This is a genomic window from Streptomyces sp. MA5143a, from assembly GCF_900290235.1.
In the GTDB taxonomy this organism is placed as follows: Bacteria; Actinomycetota; Actinomycetes; order Streptomycetales; family Streptomycetaceae; genus Streptomyces.
Window position 1 is genome coordinate 1 of sequence record NZ_OLMK01000141.1, and the last position, 19,924, is coordinate 19,924.

At 71.3% G+C, this 19,924-nt stretch carries 16 protein-coding genes; 8 read left to right on the forward strand and 8 right to left on the reverse strand.

The features are described from left to right. On the forward strand, nt 1-121 hold a 121-nt coding region (locus tag SMA5143A_RS44925; RefSeq protein ID WP_375136606.1), incomplete at its 5' end, for an Rv3235 family protein. Nucleotides 122-408: 287 nt separating this feature from the next. Here SMA5143A_RS44925 and secA read toward each other — a convergent pair. After that, a complete protein-coding gene (gene secA / locus SMA5143A_RS41520; RefSeq protein ID WP_107467962.1) occupies nt 409-3,258 on the reverse strand; it encodes a preprotein translocase subunit SecA in 2,850 nt (949 codons plus the stop codon). A gap of 281 nt (nt 3,259-3,539) precedes the next feature. On the opposite strand from secA, the gene SMA5143A_RS41525 reads away from it, so the two are divergent. Together SMA5143A_RS41525 and SMA5143A_RS41530 are read left to right on the forward strand one after the other, a co-directional pair. Continuing rightward, the gene (locus SMA5143A_RS41525) at nt 3,540-4,109 is read left to right on the forward strand and encodes a GNAT family N-acetyltransferase (protein ID WP_107467973.1); all 570 of its coding nucleotides are present in this window, start codon (nt 3,540-3,542) and stop codon (nt 4,107-4,109) included. A 78-nt stretch (nt 4,110-4,187) separates the two neighbouring features. After that, nucleotides 4,188-5,387, forward strand: coding sequence for a winged helix-turn-helix domain-containing protein (locus tag SMA5143A_RS41530; RefSeq protein ID WP_107467963.1), 1,200 nt, complete (start codon nt 4,188-4,190; stop codon nt 5,385-5,387). Between the two features lie 8 nt (nt 5,388-5,395). Here the strand turns inward: SMA5143A_RS41530 and SMA5143A_RS41535 are convergent, their stop codons facing one another. The 7 genes from SMA5143A_RS41535 to mtnA form a co-directional block, all read right to left on the reverse strand. Continuing rightward, a complete protein-coding gene (locus SMA5143A_RS41535; protein ID WP_107467964.1) occupies nt 5,396-6,142 on the reverse strand; it encodes a response regulator in 747 nt (248 codons plus the stop codon). Between the two features lie 205 nt (nt 6,143-6,347). Beyond that, complete coding sequence (gene hpf, locus SMA5143A_RS41540; RefSeq protein WP_240501431.1) at nt 6,348-7,040, reverse strand: ribosome hibernation-promoting factor, HPF/YfiA family; 693 nt, start codon at nt 7,038-7,040, stop codon at nt 6,348-6,350. A 314-nt stretch (nt 7,041-7,354) separates the two neighbouring features. Beyond that, nucleotides 7,355-8,230 (reverse strand): ComF family protein, encoded by an 876-nt coding sequence (locus SMA5143A_RS41550; RefSeq protein WP_107467966.1) that lies wholly within the window; start codon nt 8,228-8,230, stop codon nt 7,355-7,357. 171 nt (nt 8,231-8,401) lie between these two features. Continuing rightward, nucleotides 8,402-10,228, reverse strand: a complete 1,827-nt coding sequence (locus SMA5143A_RS41555; protein WP_181362280.1) for an LpqB family beta-propeller domain-containing protein — start codon at nt 10,226-10,228, stop codon at nt 8,402-8,404. Beyond that, on the reverse strand, nt 10,218-12,281 hold the full coding sequence (gene mtrB / locus SMA5143A_RS41560; RefSeq protein ID WP_107467967.1) for an MtrAB system histidine kinase MtrB: 2,064 nt from the start codon (nt 12,279-12,281) through the stop codon (nt 10,218-10,220). The genes SMA5143A_RS41555 and mtrB overlap by 11 nt, the downstream gene beginning before the upstream one ends. Before the next feature lies 1 nt (nt 12,282). Next, nucleotides 12,283-12,972 (reverse strand): two-component system response regulator MtrA, encoded by a 690-nt coding sequence (gene mtrA, locus SMA5143A_RS41565; protein ID WP_219923655.1) that lies wholly within the window; start codon nt 12,970-12,972, stop codon nt 12,283-12,285. An 8-nt stretch (nt 12,973-12,980) separates the two neighbouring features. Continuing rightward, nucleotides 12,981-14,126 (reverse strand): S-methyl-5-thioribose-1-phosphate isomerase, encoded by a 1,146-nt coding sequence (mtnA, locus tag SMA5143A_RS41570; RefSeq protein WP_107467969.1) that lies wholly within the window; start codon nt 14,124-14,126, stop codon nt 12,981-12,983. 140 nt (nt 14,127-14,266) lie between these two features. Here mtnA and SMA5143A_RS41575 point away from each other — a divergent pair, with 140 nt between their 5' ends. Genes SMA5143A_RS41575 through SMA5143A_RS41595 form a run of 5 tightly spaced genes read left to right on the forward strand, consistent with a single transcriptional unit; the run spans nt 14,267 to nt 19,832 of the window. Beyond that, entirely contained in the window at nt 14,267-15,607 is a 1,341-nt protein-coding gene (locus SMA5143A_RS41575; RefSeq protein WP_107467970.1) for a glycerophosphoryl diester phosphodiesterase membrane domain-containing protein, read from the forward strand. 4 nt (nt 15,608-15,611) lie between these two features. Further along, nucleotides 15,612-16,343, forward strand: a complete 732-nt coding sequence (locus SMA5143A_RS41580; RefSeq protein ID WP_181362281.1) for a DUF4129 domain-containing protein — start codon at nt 15,612-15,614, stop codon at nt 16,341-16,343. Next, complete coding sequence (locus SMA5143A_RS41585) at nt 16,340-17,533, forward strand: DUF4350 domain-containing protein (protein ID WP_107467971.1); 1,194 nt, start codon at nt 16,340-16,342, stop codon at nt 17,531-17,533. The genes SMA5143A_RS41580 and SMA5143A_RS41585 overlap by 4 nt, the downstream gene beginning before the upstream one ends. Further along, on the forward strand, nt 17,533-18,522 hold the full coding sequence (locus tag SMA5143A_RS41590; RefSeq protein WP_099964895.1) for an AAA family ATPase: 990 nt from the start codon (nt 17,533-17,535) through the stop codon (nt 18,520-18,522). The genes SMA5143A_RS41585 and SMA5143A_RS41590 overlap by 1 nt, the downstream gene beginning before the upstream one ends. Continuing rightward, nucleotides 18,522-19,832, forward strand: coding sequence for a DUF58 domain-containing protein (locus tag SMA5143A_RS41595; RefSeq protein ID WP_107467972.1), 1,311 nt, complete (start codon nt 18,522-18,524; stop codon nt 19,830-19,832). Before SMA5143A_RS41590 ends, SMA5143A_RS41595 begins: the two co-directional genes overlap by 1 nt. The last annotated feature ends 92 nt before the right edge of the window (nt 19,833-19,924 follow it).

A 19,924-nucleotide genomic window follows, 5' to 3' on the forward strand; every position in this document is an offset into this window, starting at 1 on the left:
CATCGGCGCGGGCGACCGCCTCAGCGCCATGGCCTTCCGTCTGGAACACGGCCCGGACCACCGCTGGCGCTGCACAGCAGTGGAACTGGGCGGCCCGAGGCGCCCCAACGCGGACTACTGACCCCCCTCTACCGGGCCGTCCCGCTGAAGGCGGGCCGCAGGCCCGAGCCTTCAGGGGCGCGGGGAACTGCGCGAGAAACCACACACCACCCGCACCCGCACGCCCACCCGCGCACACAGAAGGGCCGGGCACCCGAAGATGCCCGGCCCTTCTCTGCCTCACGGCCTGCGGCCTATCGCCTCACCGCCCACAAGCGCCGGCGTCGGCGCCACGGGCCCGCGCCCGTCCCCCTGTACGCCGGGCGGCGCCGCGGCCTCGTGCCACGCCGCTCCCCGCGGAGCGGCCCGCTACTTCTTGCGGCGGCGGCCGCCCGCCCTGCCCTGCTGCTTGCGGCGCTCCGCGCGGGTGAGGCCGTCGGCCTCGGAGCGGATCGGCTCGTCCTCGGGGAGGTCGCCCTCGACGATGCCGCCCTCGCCGTCGACGGTCGGCGCGGAGAAGTGCAGACGGTCCCGGCGCTGCGGGGCCTCCAGCCCCTTCGCCCGGATCTCCGGCCGCGACGCACCGGCCTGGGCCGGCACCGCGTCGCCCTTGTCGAGGGACGGCTTGGCGTCCTCGACCGGGACCTCCTCGACCTGCTGCTCGACCTGGACCTCCAGGTTGAACAGGTAGCCGACGGACTCCTCCTTGATGCCCTCCATCATCGCGGTGAACATGTCGAAGCCCTCGCGCTGGTACTCGACCAGCGGGTCCTTCTGGGCCATCGCACGCAGGCCGATGCCCTCCTGGAGGTAGTCCATCTCGTAGAGGTGCTCACGCCACTTGCGGTCCAGGACGGAGAGGACCACCCGGCGCTCCAGCTCACGCATGATCTCGGAGCCGAGCTGCTCCTCACGCGCCTGGTACTGCTCGTAGATGTCGTCCTTGATGGACTCGGCGATGAACTCGGGGGTCAGCCCGGCCCGGTCGCCGGCCGCCTCCTCCAGTTCCTCGACGGTGACCTTCACCGGGTAGAGCTGCTTGAACGCGCCCCACAGCCGGTCGAGGTCCCACTCCTCGGCGAAGCCCTCGGCGGTCTCGGCGGCGATGTACGCGTCGATCGTGTCGTCCATGAAGTGCTGGATCTGCTCGTGCAGGTCCTCGCCCTCCAGGACGCGGCGCCGCTCGCCGTAGATGACCTCGCGCTGCCGGTTGAGGACCTCGTCGTACTTGAGGACGTTCTTGCGGGTCTCGAAGTTCTGCTGCTCGACCTGCGACTGGGCGGACGCGATCGCGCGGGTGACCATCTTGTTCTCGATCGGCACGTCGTCCGGCACGTTCGCCATGGACATCACACGCTCGACCATCTGGGCCTTGAACAGGCGCATCAGGTCGTCACCGAGGGAGAGGTAGAAGCGGGACTCGCCCGGGTCGCCCTGACGGCCGGAACGACCGCGCAACTGGTTGTCGATACGGCGGGACTCGTGCCGCTCGGTGCCGAGGACGTAGAGACCGCCGAGGGCCTCGACCTCCTCCTTCTCTGCCTTGACCGCCGCCTCGGCCTTCGCGAGGGCCTCGGGCAGGGCCGCGGCCCACTCCTCGATGTGCTCCTCGGGGTCGAGCCCGCGCTGGCGCAGCTCCGCCTCGGCGAGGTCCTCGGGGTTGCCGCCGAGCTTGATGTCCGTACCACGGCCGGCCATGTTGGTGGCCACGGTCACGGCGCCCTTGCGGCCGGCCTGGGCGACGATGATGGCCTCACGGTCGTGCTGCTTGGCGTTCAGCACCTCGTGCTGGACACCCCGCTTGCTGAGCTGCTGGGAGAGGTACTCGGACTTCTCGACCGACGTCGTACCGACGAGGATCGGCTGGCCCTTCTCGTGCTTCTCGACGATGTCGTCGACGACCGCCTCGAACTTCGCGACCTCGGTGCGGTAGATCAGGTCGGACTGGTCCTTGCGGACCATCGGCCGGTTCGTCGGGATCGGCACCACGCCGAGCTTGTAGATCTGGTGGAACTCGGCGGCCTCGGTCATGGCCGTACCGGTCATGCCGGACAGGCCGGGCTGCTCCTTGCCGTTGTGGTCGTGGCGCTTGTAGAGACGGAAGAAGTTCTGGAGGGTGATCGTGGCGAGCGTCTGGTTCTCGTCCTTGATCGGCACCCCTTCCTTCGCCTCGATCGCCTGGTGCATGCCCTCGTTGTAGCGGCGGCCGGCGAGGATACGGCCGGTGTGCTCGTCGACGATCATGACCTCGCCGTCGATGACGACGTAGTCCTTGTCCTTCTTGAAGAGCTCCTTCGCCTTGATGGCGTTGTTCAGGTAGCCCACCAGCGGCGTGTTGACCGACTCGTAGAGGTTGTCGATGCCCAGCCAGTCCTCGACCTTGGCGACACCGGACTCGTGGATGGCGACCGTGCGCTTCTTCTCGTCGACCTCGTAGTCGCCGGTCTCCTCGATGCCCTTGAGGGGGTTGCCGGGCTCGCCCTTCTTCAGGCGCGTCACCAGCTTGGCGAAGTCGCCGTACCACTTGGTGGCCTGGTCGGCGGGGCCGGAGATGATCAGCGGCGTACGGGCCTCGTCGACGAGGATGGAGTCGACCTCGTCGACGATCGCGAAGTTGTGGCCGCGCTGGACGAGCTCGTCCTTGGACCACGCCATGTTGTCGCGGAGGTAGTCGAAGCCGAACTCGTTGTTCGTGCCGTACGTGATGTCGCAGTTGTACTGCTCGCGACGCTGGGCCGGCGTCATGTTGGCGAGGATGCAGCCGACGTTCAGGCCCAGGAACTTGTGGACGCGACCCATCATCTCGGAGTCGCGCTCGGCCAGGTAGTCGTTGACCGTGATGAGGTGGACGCCCTTGCCGGACAGTGCGTTCAGGTACGCGGGCAGGGTGCCGACGAGGGTCTTGCCCTCACCGGTCTTCATCTCGGCGACGTAGCCGAGGTGGAGGGCGGCGCCACCCATGATCTGCACGTCGTAGTGACGCTGGCCGAGGGCGCGCTTGGCGGCCTCGCGGACGGTGGCGAACGCCTCGGGGAGCAGGTCGTCCAGGCTCTCACCGTCGGCGTACCGCTGCTTGTACTCATCGGTGAGGGCCCGCAGCTCGGCGTCGGAGAGGTCGACGAAGTCCTCTTCGATGGAGTTGACCTGGTCCGCGATGCGGTGCAGCTTGCGCAGGATCTTGCCTTCGCCTGCACGCATGATCTTCGAGAGGACGGACACGGGGGTTTGTCTCCTTGCCGGTCGGGCCTGGGACGGTCGGTTTCAATGACAGATTCAAATCACAGCTTGAGCAACGGCCATCGTAAGCGAGGACCCCGCCGTGCCGGGAGGTCTGGCCCCGACAGCCACTAGGACAACGGGCGGGCGTCGTCGATGGTGCCGCGTTCCGCCCATGAAATGCACGGAATGTGACGGCCTCGTCCGCACCGCGTCACGGGCCCGATCACAGAACGGGCGCAAATGAGATGGCGTCCTTCCGCCGCCCCGAGCACAATCGCCCGATGGACCCCGTCACCCTGACCACCGAGCGCCTGCTGCTGCGCACCGTGGACGCGCGCGACACCGACACGGTGTACGCCGCCGCGCAGGACCCGGACATCCAGCGCTGGACCACGATCCCCTCGCCGTATCTGCGTGAGCACGCGGTGACCTTCGTCGAGCACGCGGTCCCCGAGGGCTGGGTCAACGCCTCCATGTTCACCTTCGGGGTCTTCCTTCCCTCCGGGGTGCTGACGGGCATGCTCGGCATCACCATGCGGTCGCTCGGCACCGCCGAGATCGGCTTCTGGACGGTCAAGGAGCACCGCCGCAACGGCTACATCACCGAGGCGACCCGGGTCGCCGCCCGCTGGGCGTTCACCGCGCTCGCCGTCGACCGCCTCGAATGGCGTGCCGAGGTCGGCAACACCGCGTCCCGCGCGGTCGCCGAGAACACCGGCTTCACGGTGGAGGGCGCCCTCCGCTCCGCCCTCAACAACAACGGCACCCTCCGCGACTGCTGGGTGGGCTCCCTCCTCCCCTCCGACCTGGGCCTCCCCTCCACGTCCCCCTACCTGCCGGCCCCGCGCTGACGCCCGGCCTCCATCGTCTCGCCGCCGGTTCTCCCAGCTCAGGCCCGCGTGTCAGTGCCCTGGCCTACCCTGCGGACCATGACACCCCTGCCGCCCCCCATGACCGAACTCACCGCGGACGAGGCCCGCCGCATCGCCCTGCGGGCCCAGGGTTTCCTCGGCGCCCCCGACCGCAGGGCCGGCGTCCGCGGTGTGCTCCGCCACCTGGGCGCGGTCCAGCTCGACACCATCTCGGTCCTCGCCCGGTCCCACGAACTCGTCCCGTACGCCCGTCTCGGCGCCATGGGCCGCACCACGGTCGACCAGGCCTACTGGGCCACCGCCCCCGACGGCGCCCCGCCGCGCCCGCACGCCTTCGAGTACTGGTCCCACGCCGCCTGCATCCTCCCCATCGAGGAGTGGCCCCACTTCGCGTTCCGCCGCCGCGCCTACCGCGCCCGCCCCCAGTGGGGCCATGAACTGCCCGACGGCGCCTACGACCGCGTCATCAAGCAGCTCCGCGACGAGGGCCCCCTCACCGCCACCGAACTGGGCGGCGCGAAGCGCACCAGCGAGTGGTGGGACTGGTCCGGCGAGAAGGTCGCCGTCGAACGGGCCCTGATGTACGGCGAGGTGGTCTGTGTGGAGCGCCGCGGCTGGAAGCGGGTGTACGACCTCGCCGAGCGCGCCGTGCCCACGGAACTGCTCCATGACGAGCTGGACGACACCGAGTGCCTGCGCCGACTGGTCCGCCTGGCCGGCGAGGCCCTCGGTGTGGGCACGCGCGCGGACATCGCCGACTACCACCGCCTCAAGGGCGAGCAGTTCGACGCGGTGGTCGCCGACTCGGGCCTGGTCCCGGTGACGGTAGAGGGGTGGTCCAAGCCCGCGTGGGCCGATCCTGCGGCCCTGGCCACGCCTGCGCGCGGCCGCCACCGCACGACGCTCCTGTCCCCCTTCGACTCCCTGATCTGGGAACGGGCCCGCACGGAACGCGTCTTCGGCTTCACCCACCGTCTGGAGGCCTATGTCCCCAAACAGAAGCGGGTGTACGGCTACTTCGCGATGCCGGTCCTGGCCGGCGGCCACCTCGTGGGTCGTGTCGACCCGGCCCGCGACGGCCGCACCCTGGTCGCCAAGCAGGTCACTCTGAACGGCCCGAAGGCGGTCCCGGCGGTCGCCCAGGCCCTGCTGGAGGCGGCGAGCTGGGTGGACTGCACGAACGTCCGCGTGGAGCGCGTGGACGCCCCCGAGCTCCGCGACCGGCTGGTCGGGGAACTCACCCGCGCCCTGGCCTGACCCCGGGGTCAGCGGATCTCGAGGATCTTCTCCCGCATCGCGTACACCACGGCCTCCATCCTGGAGTGCAGTTGCAGCTTCTCCAGGATGTTCCGCACGTGGTTCTTCACGGTGTTCTCGGAGATGAACAACTCCTTGGCGATGTCCCGGTTGTTCATCCCGGTGGCCACGAGCTTGAGGACTTCCAGCTCCCGGTCCGTCAGCCGCGGCGCCGGCACGAGTCGGCGCTCGTCGGTCCGCTGGATCATCGACTTGAACTCGGTGAGCAGCTTCGACGCCATGGACGGGCTGATCTGCGACTGCCCGTCGGCGACGGCGCGGATCGCCGTGGCCACCTCGTCGGTGGAGATCTCCTTGAGGAGGTAGCCCGTCGCCCCGGCCTTGATCGCGTCGTAGAGGTCGGCCTCCTCGTCGCTGATCGTCAGCATGATGATCTTCGCGCTGGGGGCGACCTCCTTGATGGAGGTGCACGCCTCGATCCCGCCGCGCTTGGGCATGCGGACGTCCATCAGCACGATGTCGGGGAGCAGGTCGGCCGCCTTGTCCACCGCCTCGGCCCCGTCGCCGGCCTCGCCGACGACCTGGATGTCCTCCTCGGCGGCGAGCACGATCTCCAGACCGCGGCGGAAGAGCGCGTGATCGTCGACGACAAGGACCCTGATGGGCTCCTTGCGGGAGCCCCCCGCGGGGCCCATGCCGACGGAACCCTCGTCGGCCGCCGCGTCTCGCATCGGTCCGAAGCTGCTGTCCGCCATCGTTCCTCCCCCTGAAGGCCGTGGCCTGTGTCTCTGTGCCATCGCCAACCCAAGGCAACGACCCGCCGGTTGGGGCCGGTTCGGCCATGATTTCATGCCGGGGCGACAGTGCGGTGACAGAGCGGGCCTCTGGGGGTCGCACGCCGGTGCCCCTGGGGGCGCACGCGCGCTCCAGGGGCACCGGCTCAGCTGTCACCCGGCGTGGTCAGCCGCCGAGCGTGCCGCCCGCGGCGTTCGAGTGCGCCTCTGCGACCATCGGGTCCGTGCTGAGGTGGATGACACCGTAGTCGTAGGCGTGCCGACGGTAGACGACGCTCGGTTCCTTGGTCTCGGAGTCGACGAACAGATAGAAGTCGTGCCCGACCAGTTCCATCTCGTAGAGCGCCTGGTCGAGGCTCATCGGGGACGCGACGTGGGTCTTCTCGCGGACGACGAGGGGGCCTTCGCCCTTCACTTCGAGCGAGCCGATCCGCTTGGTGGGTACGCCGTCGGCCTTCTCCTCCTCGACGACATATCCGTTGCCGTTGAGGGTCGCCACGCCCGGAACGTGGTCGGCGACCTCCGCGGCCGTGAGCCTGCGCGCGCCCCTGCGCGTGTAACGCTTGTCGTGCTGCTTGCGCAGCCGGGCCTCGAGCTTGTCCGCCGCCAGGTCGAGCGCCGCATACGGATCGCTCGCCGCTGCCTCCGCCCGGATCACCGGTCCGCGGGAGCGGAGCGTGATCTCCACTCGGTCACTGCGGTCGGCCTGTCGAGGGTTGGGCTCCTTGGACACCTCGACGTCGAGGCTGATCACCTTGCCGTCGAGCTTCTGGATCTTCTCCAGCTTCAGCTTCTCGGCCACGTGCTTGCGGAACCGCTCGGGCACCTCGGTCTTGCGGCCCTTGACGACGATGTCCACGCAGAACTCCGTTCCCGGATCGCTCCGCTCCACTGGCGGAGCATCTCCCTTGTGCACCAGGTTCCGGTTACTTCCGGAACCGCGGACTCGGTGACTCCACCTCCTCCTCCCCCGTGGACAAGATCTCCACCCCATCCCTGCGGGTGATTGCAGAAATCCCGCAGTACGGCATCCGGATATGTGGTGAACGGCCGGGGCCATTCCCTCACAACCGAACATATCTCGCCCGGACGGATGTCGTCACCCTCTACCGAGACGTACCTCCGTTCAGGTGAATTGACCCTCTCATTACCTGCAACGATGCAAGTTCGTCGTCAGTTCCGGTTTATATGGAAAGCATCCGGCGACGCGGCGACCACCGCCGCGCACAGCCCCTCACCTGCATGGTCGACCCCGCGCATTCCCCTGACGCCTCGGATCCGGACCGCCTCCTCTCCCGTTCGCCCAGCGTCTTTCCCGTCTGCCGCCGACGACACCACCCATCTGTCGTGGGCCGCCCGGACCGCCCGCGCCGCCTCGGCGAGCGAGGCCCCGGTGGTCATCAGGTCGTCGACGAGCACGACCCGGCCACCGCCGAGCAGCGGGACGCCCCCGGCGGCCACCTCCAGGGCGCCCGCGAGGTTGTCCAGCCGCTGCCGGGCGTCCAGCCCCGCTTGATCGGCCACGGCGCGCCGCTGCCGCAGCACCGCGAGCACCCGGGCCGGCGTCCCGGCGCGCCGTAGCACCCGGGCCGCCGAGAGCGCGATCCGCCGCGCCGGGTCGTGGCCGCGCGCCCGCACCGCCCGCCGCGCGGACGGCACCGGAACGAGCAGCACGTCCCCGCGTGAACGTCTCCCGTCACCTCCCGACGAGGCGCCACGCCCCGGCGGGAAGTCCTCGGCGCCCTCGCCCCACACCTCGCCCAGCCCGGCCCGTACGGCCCCCGCCAAGGCCGTGCCGAGCGGTTCGGCGAGCGCCAGGGCACCCCTCTCCTTGTGGGCGAGCAGCGCCGCCCGTACCGCGTCCTCGTACGGGGCCGCCGCGTGCACCTCGGGCAGTCCCACCGGTTCCGGCGCCGGTCGCACCCGGCTCGGTGCGGCCCCCATCAGGGCGGCGCGGCACTCCGGGCAGAGCACCTCGCGAGGCCTCCCGCAGCCTCCGCACTCGGCTGGCAGCACCAGATCCGTGAGGTCCTGCCACCACGCCCGCATGCCCCCACTGTGCCAACGTGGGCGAAACCGTGCCACCCCTGTGGAAAACCCCCTGTGGACAACGCGCCGACAACCAACACGCTTGTCACCCACACGAGTTAGCGCAGGCCGCGGAAAGCCCGAGCACACCCCGGAGCGGGGCCGGCTGCCTGCGGCCGGCGCCCCGTGGGCTCACCCCGGATAGACCGGAGCGGACCCCTCCTTGACCACCGTCTGCCACTGCTCCCCGGGCGCGAGCCGGACGATGCCGTCCGCCGAATGGGCGACCAGCGGCTGGCTCTCGTCCTCGGACGCCGCGATCTCCTCCACCCCGGTCAGCGCGGAGGGCGCCGGCCCCGGCAACGTGGAGCCGTCGACCTGCACGTACCGCGTCTGCTGCACGCCACCGGACTCCCGGCCGACCACCACGAGCCGGCTCCCACCGGCCCACGACATGGCCGAGACGTCCTCCAGGTCCGGTGTCACGGACCGCGGATCGACGATGGAGACGGTGGTGCCGTCCGCGTCCGCGTCCCGCTCGACCCGCCCGATGGACAGCGACCTCTTGCCGTCCTTCTCCACGATCAGCGCCGCCCGTACCCCGTCGGCGGCCACGCGCACCGCCTCGATACGTCCGTCGAGCCCCGTCGTCCGCACCTCCAGGGGCTCCCCCTTGCCGTCCGCGAGGACCAGCAGGCGCGGCTTCTTGGGATCGCGGTCGGCCACCCACAGATCGCCGCGCCCGTCCCAACTCGGCGTCGTCAGCCGGTCCTTGGCGGTGGCACCCGCGCTGCGCAGCACGGGTTCACCGATGGCGCCGTCCGATGTCAGCGGCGCCACGTACAGCTCGCTCCCGTCGGCCGACACCCCGGCCGCCCGCTCCTGGTCGCGCGACACGGCGGCCGACCGCAGCTGCTTCACCCCCTCACCGAGGTCGCCCGGCACCGGAGTCGGCGTGCTCTCCTTACCGGACAGCCGGACGAGCCGATGCTCGCCGTCGATGAAGTACTCGTACGTGATGCCCTTGCCGGGCCGGTTCGCCGCGTCGGTGTCGGTCCCGTCCTCCCGGAACGCACACAGCTGCGCCCCGGTCGACCCCTGCAGCTCCACCTCGTCGATGCCGTTGGGCATGTAGTCCTTCAGCGTGAACAGCAGCTGCGCGGCCATCTCCTGGCACCGGCTCGCCGAGACCCGGTCGGCCTTCGCGTTGAGTGGCACGACCAGCCTGTTCTGCTCGTCGGGCGTCAGATGAGCGGTGCCCTTCCGCAGCGCCGTACCCGAGGGGAAGCTGGTCCGCGCGACCCAGTTCAGCCAGCGGGTGGGGCCGTTCAGCAGGTCCCGCACGATCTGCGTCACCGGGTCGACCTGGCTGCGCACGTACACCGGGTCGGCGACCCGACCCGCCTCACCGGACTGCGCGGCGGAGGTGAAGTAGTACTTGTTGATCGACTTGTAGTTGCGCTCGAAGTCGGACCTGCCGAGCACCACGCCCTGCGGCAGCTTGTCGATGCGCCACTGCTGCTTGTCCTTCACCTTCACCTTCGTGAGGTGCACGGTCTCCTCGTACTCGCCGCTGACCGGCGTGTACGCGTGCTGCCCGTCCACGCGGGCGACCTTCTCGCCGACCAGCTCGTACCGGTACGAGGTGCTGTCCGGCTCACTCCCGGTGACCTTCGTGAACGCGGTCGGCGCCTCGTCGAGGACCATGGTCGACATGCCCGGGTCCCAGGTCTTCAGCGCGCCACCGGTCAGGTACTTGCGGGCCGTCTCGTAGTTGGGGTCGTCACTGGTGAGGGCCTCCAGGAAGCCCTGCACGATCTCCTGGGGCCGGGCGTCCTCGGCGGGCAGCAGCGCGAAGACCCGCACCTGCGTGTCCTGCCGCGGGGTCGACTCGACGTCGCGCATGTCCCCGCTGTCCGGCATCGAGGCGCACCCCGCCAGCAGTACGGCACCGATGCCGACGTAAACCGTCGCCCGCACCGGACGCCCACGGCCGCGTTTCGCGCGGTCAGCGCCCACGGAATGCCTCCCCCTGCTTCTCCTGCTGCTGCTCGGAGCCGACCTCGGAGAGCCGTTCCTCCGCCTGCCCCGCACCTTCGCCGCTCCGTTGGGCGGGCGGTGCCGTGGGCGACGCGCCGGGTCGGGACACCACGCGCGCGCCGTTGCCGGGCAGCGCCGTCGGATCGACCGTGGGCGCCTGCCCGCCGCCCGGCAGCGGCCCCAGCGGCGCCCTGGTGGCCCCGTGCTCCCCCGCCTGCACCGGCACCGTCGCGAGCTTGCCCCCGCCGTGCCGCACAGCGCCGTCGCCGGGACCGCGGCCGCGCCGGGAGTCCTTCGGTTCCAGGGGTATCGGGGAGCCGCGCAGCGGCTCGTCCGCCGTCCGCGGCAGGGTCAGCCGGAACTGGGACCCGCCACCGGGCTCGCCCCACGCCTGGAGCCAGCCGCCGTGCAGACGGGCGTCCTCCAGGGCGATGGACAGTCCCAGTCCCGTGCCCCCGGTGGTACGCGCGCGTGCCGGGTCGGCCCGCCAGAAACGGCTGAAGACCCGCGTGGCCTCGCCCGGCTTGAGCCCCACGCCGTAGTCGCGCACCGCGACCGCGACCGCTCCGCCCGCTGCCGCCAGCTTGACCACGACGTCCTTGCCCTCGCCGTGCTCCACGGCGTTGACCACGAGGTTCCGCAGCACCCGCTCGACCCGCCGGGCGTCGGCCTCGGCGACGACGGGCTGCTGGTCGCCGAGGACCCGTATCCGCGTCCCCTTGCGCTCGGCGAGCGGCTGGGCCCCGCTGACGACCTTCCGCACGACCTCGCGCAGGTCTATCGGCTCGGCCTCCAGGGCCGCCGCGCCCGCGTCGAACCTGCTGATCTCCAGCAGGTCCGCGAGCAGCGACTCGAACCGGTCCAGCTGGTCGGCGAGCAGCTCGGCCGACCGTGCGGTCACCGGGTCGAAGTCCACGCGCGCGTCATGGATGACGTCGGCCGCCATCCGTACGGTCGTCAGCGGGGTGCGCAGCTCGTGCGACACGTCGGAGACGAACCGCCGCTGCATCCGCGACAGGTCCTCCAGCTGGCTGATCTTCAGCTGCAGGTTCTGCGCCATCTTGTTGAAGGCCTCACCGAGACGCGCGATGTCGTCCTCGCCGCTGACCTTCATCCGCTCCTGCAGGCGCCCGGCGGACAACCGCTCGGCGACCCCCGCCGCCATCCGCACGGGCGTGACGACCTGGCGCACCACGAGCCAGGCGATGGCCCCGAGCAGGACGACGACGAACAGCCCCGCCGTCGCCAGCGTGCCCTTGACCAGGCTGAGGGACTTCTCCTCCTGGGTGAGCGGGAAGAGGTAGTACAGCTGGTACGGCCCGCCGTTCGGGTCGTTGACCCGCTTGCCGATGATCAGCGCCGGCTGCGACTCCTGGCCGTTGGTGTAGAAGATCCGCGTGTAGCTCTGGACGGCGCTGGTGCCGTCGTCGACGCGGTCGCGCAGCTCCACGGGCACGCTGAGGTCCCAGGCCACTCCACCGGAGGCACGCGGTGCGAGTCCACCGGTCTCGCCGCCCCCCGAGGCCGGGCTGAGCGTCACGACGTCGAACGCTCCCTGGCCGCCGCTGGACAGCGATTTCACCAGGTTGGTCATCCACTCGACGACGTTCTGCCCGCGGTCGCCGTTATCGGTGCTCTCGTTCCCCGCGCTCGCCGCGCTGTCGGCTCGCTGCTGGGCCACCGTGAACCCGCCCGTGGCCTGGCTCTGCGAGGCCTTGACCTTGGCGTCCAGCAGCCCGTTGCGCACCTGGCCGATGACGACGAAGCCCAGCAGAAGCACCACGCTGAGCGACATCAGCAGGGTCGTGACCACGATCCTGAGCTGGATGTTGCGCCGCCACAGCCGCATCACGGGCAGCAGTGGACGGCGCGCCCAGCGCATGAAGAGCCTCAGGACCAGGCTGCCCTGGCCCTGGAGCAGCCCGCCCTCGAGAAACCGCCCCCAGCGGGAACCCGACGTCTTCCGGCCGACAGGCCGCTCCGTGCGGGTCCCGGACCGGCCGGGCGCCGAAGCGGCGCTGTCCCCGGGCATGTCAGCTGGATCCTGCCTTGTATCCGACACCACGGACAGTCACCACGATCTCCGGCCGCTCCGGGTCCTTCTCGACCTTGGAACGCAGCCGCTGCACATGAACATTCACCAGACGGGTGTCCGCCGCATGGCGGTACCCCCAGACCTGCTCCAGCAGGACCTCTCGAGTGAACACCTGCCACGGCTTCCGCGCCAGCGCCACCAGAAGATCGAACTCCAGCGGCGTCAGCGCGATCGACTGCCCTTCCCGCTTCACGGAGTGCCCCGCCACGTCGATGACCAGGTCCCCTATGGCGAGCTGCTCCGGCGCCGGCTCCTCCGACCTCCGCAGCCGCGCCCGGATCCGGGCCACCAGCTCCTTCGGCTTGAACGGCTTCACGATGTAGTCGTCCGCGCCCGACTCCAGGCCCACGACCACATCGACGGTGTCGCTCTTCGCCGTGAGCATCACGATCGGCACCCCGGACTCCGCCCTGATCAGGCGGCACACCTCGATCCCGTCCCGGCCCGGCAGCATCAGATCGAGCAGCACCAGATCCGGTTTGACCTCACGGAACGCGGCCAGCGCCTTGTCGCCGTCGGCTACGAAAGACGGCTCAAAACCTTCACCACGCAGCACGATGCCGAGCATCTCGGCCAGTGCGGTGTCGTCGTCGACGACAAGGACTCGTCCCTTCATAAACGACATCATCCCATTAACTAAATCGTTACCTGTCGTGACCTGCCACACAGCTCCGCAAGCGCACCAGCCGTCACCGGCGACACAGCCCCCTCCTCGGTGACGATCGCCGTCACCAACTCCGGCGGTGTCACATCGAATGCCGGGTTGTACGCCTGGGTCCCCAGGGGTGCCACCGGGATACCGCCTCCCGCCTCCGCTCCCGCCACCGGCACCTGAGGCGCTGTGATCTCCGTCACCTCATGCCCGGCGCGCTGCTCCACCTCGATGGACGCCCCGTCCGGGGTGTCCGGGTCCACGGTCGTGACCGGCGCCACCACGATGAACGGCACATGGTGGTACCGGGCGAGCACCGCGAGCGGATAGGTCCCCACCTTGTTCGCCACCGAACCGTCGGCGGCGATCCGGTCGGCCCCCACCAGCACCGCGTCGACCTCCCCGGCCGCGAACAGCGAGCCCGCCGCGTTGTCCGTGAGCAAGGTGTACGCCATCCCGTTGCGCGCCGCCTCGTACGCCGTGAGCCGGGCGCCCTGCAACAGGGGCCGTGTCTCGTCGACCCACAGTCTGCGCAGCCGCCCCACCCGGTGCGCCGCCAGCGCCACCGCGAACGCCGTGCCCTCACCGCCCGACACCAGCGCCCCGGTGTTGCAGTGCGTGAGCACCCGGTGCCCGCCGCCCGGCAGGAGCTCGTCGAGCAGGGCCAGCCCGTGCCCCGCCATCCGGGCGCTGGCCTCGGCGTCCTCCCGGTGCAACGCCCGCGCTGCGGCGAGCGCGGCACCCGCGGCCAGTTCCTGGTCACCGGTCCGGCCGAGCTCGGCCCGGTACGCGCCCTGCGCGCGCCGCACTCCGCCAGACAGGTTCACCGCGGTCGGCCGAGCACCGGCCAGCGCCTCGGCGGCCTCCTCCACGGCGAAGCCCCGTGCGGCGGCGAGCGCGACGCCGTACGCCCCGGCGATGCCCAGCAGCGGCGCCCCACGCACGGCGAGCGACCGTATCGCCTCGACCAGCGCGGACGCGTCCGTGCACACCAGCTCGACCTCCTCGGCCGGCAGTCTCGTCTGGTCCAGCAGGACCACGACGGGGCCTTCGGGTGGCTCCTCCCATCGGATCGCAGGGGTCTCGGTCGGCCGGGTGTCGTCGCCGGTTCGCGCGTACTGATCAGCCATGCGGCCAGTCTGCCCCGTATCCGACGGACAATTGAAGGTGCGCAGCCCATACAGCCCCCCGTCCCTTCCCGGACACCGCGTGGCACGATGGGCGCCAACCTGCCGCCGCGACCGCGGACGAGCACCGTGAAGGAGCGACGATGAAGGACACTCCGGGCTGGGCCTCGCCCGGATCGACCCCCTCGGACGGTCAGGACGCGGGCCGGCAGGACACCCCGCAGCCGGCCGACCAGAGCGGCGCGGACCAGGCGCAGCCGCCGTCCAAGTGGTCCAAGGAGCAGCCCCCGCCCGCCCAGTGGAGCAACCCGAGCCCGCAGGGCCCCGGCCAGGCCCCGCCACCACCGCAGCCCACCCCGGGCTGGGGCGGCCACCCGGGCGGCCCGTACCCCGGCCCCGGCGGCTACGGCCCGCCCGGCGCCTACGGAGCCCCCGGCGGCCATCCCGGCCACGGTGCCCCCGGCTGGGGCGGCGGCTGGGGCGGCCCCCCGCCCGCGGCCAAGCCCGGTGTGATCCCGCTGCGCCCCCTCGGCGTCGGGGAGATCCTCGACGGCGCGGTGTCCACCATGCGCACCCACTGGCGCACGGTCCTCGGCATCTCCCTGACCGTCGCCGTCGTCACCCAGATCGCGGTCATCCTGCTCCAGGGCCTCGTCCTCAACGACGCCGCGAACGCCGACGTCCTCAACGACCCCACCGCCACTCCCGGCGAACTGAGCCGCGCCCTCGGCGAGACCCTGCTGAGCACCTCCGCCGTCCTGGTGATCTCCCTGCTCGGCACCATCATCGCGACGGCCCTGCTCACGACCGTGACCAGCCGAGCCGTCCTCGGCAAGAAGGTGACCACCGGCGAGGCCTGGCGGGACGCCCGCCCGCAACTCCTCAGGCTGGGCGGCCTCACCCTCCTGCTGCCCCTGATCGCCGTGGTGGTCATGACCGTCGGCGTCCTGCCCGGCATCCTCCTGATCGCCGGTGGCGCGGACGGCGCCGGTGTGGTCCTCGCCGTGTTCGGCGGACTCGGCGGCTTCGTCCTCACCGTGTGGCTGGTGATCCGCTTCTCGCTCGCCTCGCCCGCGCTGATGCTGGAGAAGCAGGGCGTCCGCAAGTCCCTGGGCCGCTCCGTCAAGCTGGTGCGCGGCTCCTGGTGGCGTGTCCTCGGCATCCAGCTGCTGGCCGGGATCATCGCCTATGTCGTGGCCTCGATCGTCGTGATCCCCTTCGCCGTCCTCGGCACGGCCCTGGACGGGGAGGGCTTCTCCGGCCTCCTCACCGGCGGCGCCGAATTGGGCTGGACGTACCTCGTCATCAGCGGCGTCGGCTCGATCATCGGCTCCACGATCACCTTCCCGATCAGCGCCGGAGTCACCGTGCTCCTCTACATCGACCAGCGCATCCGCCGCGAGGCCCTCGACCTCGAACTGGCCCGCGCCGCCGGCGTCCAGGACTACGGCGGCAACGCCTCCACCGCCACTCCCGGGAGCTGATGCGGTGAGACTCTCGGGGGGAGTTCTGACCGCCGTCCCCATCGGCTGGCGCTCGGCGGAGGAACCACCGGTCACCCTCCCGCGCGACCCCGCGCGGGAGGCGGCCCGGCGCGAGCTGTCCAAGGGCATGTACCACGAGAACGACCCCAGTTGGTACGAGCGCGCCATGGACGCCTTCTGGGACTGGATCGGCAAGCTGTTCGGCACGGCCTCCGCCGCCACCCCCGGCGGCGCGATCGGCCTCGTCGTCATCGCCCTGGCCGTCCTGGCCCTCGTCGGCGCCCTGTGGTGGCGCCTCGGGACCCCGCACCGCACCCCCGTCTCCTCCGCCCGACTCTTCGACGACCGCCCCCGCAGCGCCGCCGAACACCGCGCGGCAGCCGAGGCACACGCCGCCCAGGGCCACCACTGGAACCAGGCCGTCCAGGAACGCATGCGCGCGGTGGTCCGCTCCCTGGAGGAACGCGCGCTCCTCGATCTGCGCCCGGGCCGCACCGCCGACGAGGCCGCCTCCGAGGCGGGCCGGGTGCTTCCCGCCCACGCGGACCGACTCAGCACCGCCGCCCGGGATTTCGACGACGTCACGTACGGCGGCCGAGCCGCGGCCGAAGGAACGTACCGCCACCTCGCCGCCCTCGACGACGACCTGGAGCGCGCCAAGCCCGCCCTGACCGGCAGCAACGCCGACAGCACGACGAGCACGGCCCACCACAGCCACCAGGGGGCCGCCCAATGACCACCGAGGCCACGCTCCCGAACACCTCGGCCTCGCCCACCGCCCGTCAGCTGTGGGGTCACGCGCGGGGTGTCGTCATCGCCTTCGTGATCCTCCTGACCGCGGCGATCGTCATCGCGGTCGTCCGCTCCGGCGCCGAGCACGGCCGCCTCGACCCGCGCTCCGCCGACCCCGACGGCAGCCGCGCGATCGAGCAACTGCTCGACGACAACGGCGTGTCCACGCGTGTCGTCACCACTCTCGACGAGGCGACCGCCGCCGCGGCCCCCGACACGACTCTCCTGATCGCCGTCCCGGACCTGCTCACCGAGTCCCAGCAGCGCCGCCTGCGCACGGCGACCGCCACATCCGGCGGCCGTACGGTCCTCGTCGCCCCCGACACCCCGTCCGTGGGCACCCTCGCCCCCGGCGTCAGCGCCGACCCCGCCTCGAGCTTCGACTCCACACTCGCGCCCCGCTGCGACCTGCCCGCCGCCCGCCGTGCGGGCACCGCCGACCTCGGCGGCGTCCGCTACCAGGTCACCACCCGCGACGCCGACACCTGCTACCCCGAGAGCGGTCTGCCCAGCCTCGTACGCCTCCCGGCGGCCGAAGGGAGCGGCGACACCGTCGTCATCGGCGCCCCCGACATCCTCTACAACGACCGCCTCGACGAGCAGGGCAACGCCTCCCTCGCCCTTCAACTCCTCGGCTCGCGCCCCCATCTGGTCTGGTACCTCCCCTCTCTCTCCGACGACTCCGCCGGCGACACCGGCGACCGCAGCTTCTTCGACCTGCTCCCCTCGGGCTGGCTCTGGGGCACCCTGCAACTGTTCCTCGCGGGTCTGATCGCCGCCCTCTGGCGGGCACGCCGACTGGGCCCCCTGGTGCCCGAGAAACTCCCCGTCGCGATCCGCGCCTCCGAGACCGTCGAAGGCCGCGCCCGCCTCTACCGCAAGGCCGACGCCCGCGACCGCGCGGCCGCCGCTCTTCGCTCCACCACCCGCACGCGCCTCGCCCCTCTCGTGGGTGTCCCCGTCTCCCGGGCGCACGCGCCCGAGGCCCTGCTCCCCGCTCTGTCCGCCCACCTCCACGGCGACGGACAGACCCTGCACTCCCTCCTCTTCGGCCCGCCCCCCAGCGACGACACGGCCCTCATCGCCCTCACCGACCAACTCGACGCCCTCGAAAGAGAGGTACGCCGTTCATGATGGACCCGACCACTGACAACGCCGGGACCACCGGGGACCCGGGCTCCGCCCGCGCCTCCCTGGAGGCCCTGCGCGCCGAGATCGCCAAAGCCGTGGTCGGCCAGGACCCCGCCGTGACCGGCCTCGTCGTCGCCCTCCTCTGCCGCGGGCACGTCCTACTGGAAGGAGTCCCTGGAGTGGCCAAAACGTTGCTCGTCCGCGCCCTCGCGTCCGCACTGGAGTTGGACACCAAGCGCGTCCAGTTCACCCCGGACCTGATGCCGAGCGACGTCACCGGCTCCCTCGTCTACGACACCCGCACCGCCGAGTTCTCCTTCCAGCCCGGCCCGGTCTTCACCAACCTCCTCCTCGCGGACGAGATCAACCGCACCCCGCCCAAGACCCAGTCCTCCCTCCTGGAGGCCATGGAGGAACGCCAGGTCACGGTCGACGGCACTCCGCGCCCCCTCCCCGACCCGTTCCTGGTCGCCGCGACCCAGAACCCGGTCGAGTACGAGGGCACCTATCCCCTCCCCGAAGCGCAGCTGGACCGTTTCCTGCTCAAGCTGACGGTTCCGCTCCCGTCCCGCCAGGACGAGATCGACGTCCTCACCCGTCACGCCGCAGGCTTCAACCCTCGCGACCTGCGCGCCGCCGGCGTACGCCCCGTAGCGAACGCCGCCGACCTCGAAGCCGCTCGCGCCGCCGTGGCCAAGACGACCGTCTCCCCCGAGATCACCGCCTACGTCGTCGACATCTGCCGCGCCACGCGCGAGTCGCCGTCCCTCACCCTGGGTGTCTCTCCCCGAGGCGCCACGGCCCTCCTCGCGGCGTCCCGCGCCTGGGCCTGGCTGACGGGCCGCGACTACGTCATCCCGGACGACGTCAAGGCGCTCGCGCTCCCGACCCTCCGCCACCGCGTCCAGCTCCGCCCGGAGGCGGAGATGGAAGGCGTGACGGCCGACTCGGTCATCAACGCGATCCTCGCCCACGTCCCCGTTCCCCGCTGATGGCCCCGACCGGACGCGCCGCGCTCCTCGCGGCCCTCGGCACCCTCCCGGTGGGCATCTGGGAGCCCAGCTGGACGGGCATCCTCGCGGTGAACGCCCCGCTGGCCCTGGCGTGCGTCTGCGACTACGCCCTGGCCGCCCCCGTGCGCCGTCTGGGCCTCACGCGCTCCGGGGACACCTCAGCGCGCCTCGGCGAAACCGCAGAGGTCACACTGACGGTCACCAATCCCTCCAAGCGCCCCTTGCGCGCCCACCTCCGTGACGCCTGGCCGCCGAGCAGTTGGCTGCCCGGCAGCGAAGTGGCCGCCTCCCGCCACCGGCTCACCGTGCCCGCGGGCGAACGACGCCGTGTCACGACTCGGCTGCGCCCCACGCGCCGTGGCGACCGCCGGGCCGACAGGGTCACGATCCGCTCCTACGGTCCTCTGGGCCTGTTCACCCGCCAGGCCGGCCACGAGGTCCCCTGGACCGTGCGGGTCCTTCCTCCGTTCACGAGCCGCAAGCATCTGCCGTCCAAGCTGGCCCGTCTCCGCGAACTGGACGGTCGCACCAGCGTCCTGACGCGGGGCGAGGGCACCGAGTTCGACAGCCTCCGCGAGTACATCCCCGGCGACGACACCCGCTCGATCGACTGGCGCGCCACGGCCCGCCAGTCCGCGGTGGCGGTACGCACCTGGCGCCCCGAACGCGACCGTCACATCCTGCTCGTCCTGGACACGGGCCGGACTTCGGCGGGGCGTGTGGGCGACATCCCCCGCCTCGACGCCTCGATGGACGCCGCCCTCCTCCTGGCCGCCCTCGCTTCCCGCGCCGGCGACCGCGTGGACCTCATGGCCTACGACCGCCGCGTCCGAGCCCTCGTCCAGGGGCGCTCGGCGGGCGACGTCCTTCCCTCCTTGGTCAACGCGATGGCCCCGCTCGAACCGGAGCTCGTCGAGACGGACGCCCGAGGTCTCACCGCAACCGCGCTACGGACGGCGTCCCGCCGTGCCTTGATCGTCCTGCTGACGAGCCTGGACGCGGCCCCCATCGAGGAGGGCCTCCTCCCGGTCCTGTCCCGCCTCACCCAGCGCCACACGGTCCTGCTGGCTTCCGTCTCCGACCCGCATATCGCCCGCATGGCGAATTCACGAGGCACCACGAACGCCGTCTACGAGGCGGCAGCAGCGGCCCAGGCCCAATCGGACCGCCACCGCACAGCCGAACAACTCCGTCGGCACGGTGTCACGGTGGTGGACGCGACCCCGGAGAACCTGGCGCCGGCTTTGGCGGACGCCTACTTGGCCTTGAAGGCAGCGGGACGCCTGTAATTCGCTACGAGTAGTCGCCGAATCTGGGAACGGATGGCACTCCCGAAAGGGAGCCGGAAACGCAGAAAGGCCCACACCATAAGGTGTGGGCC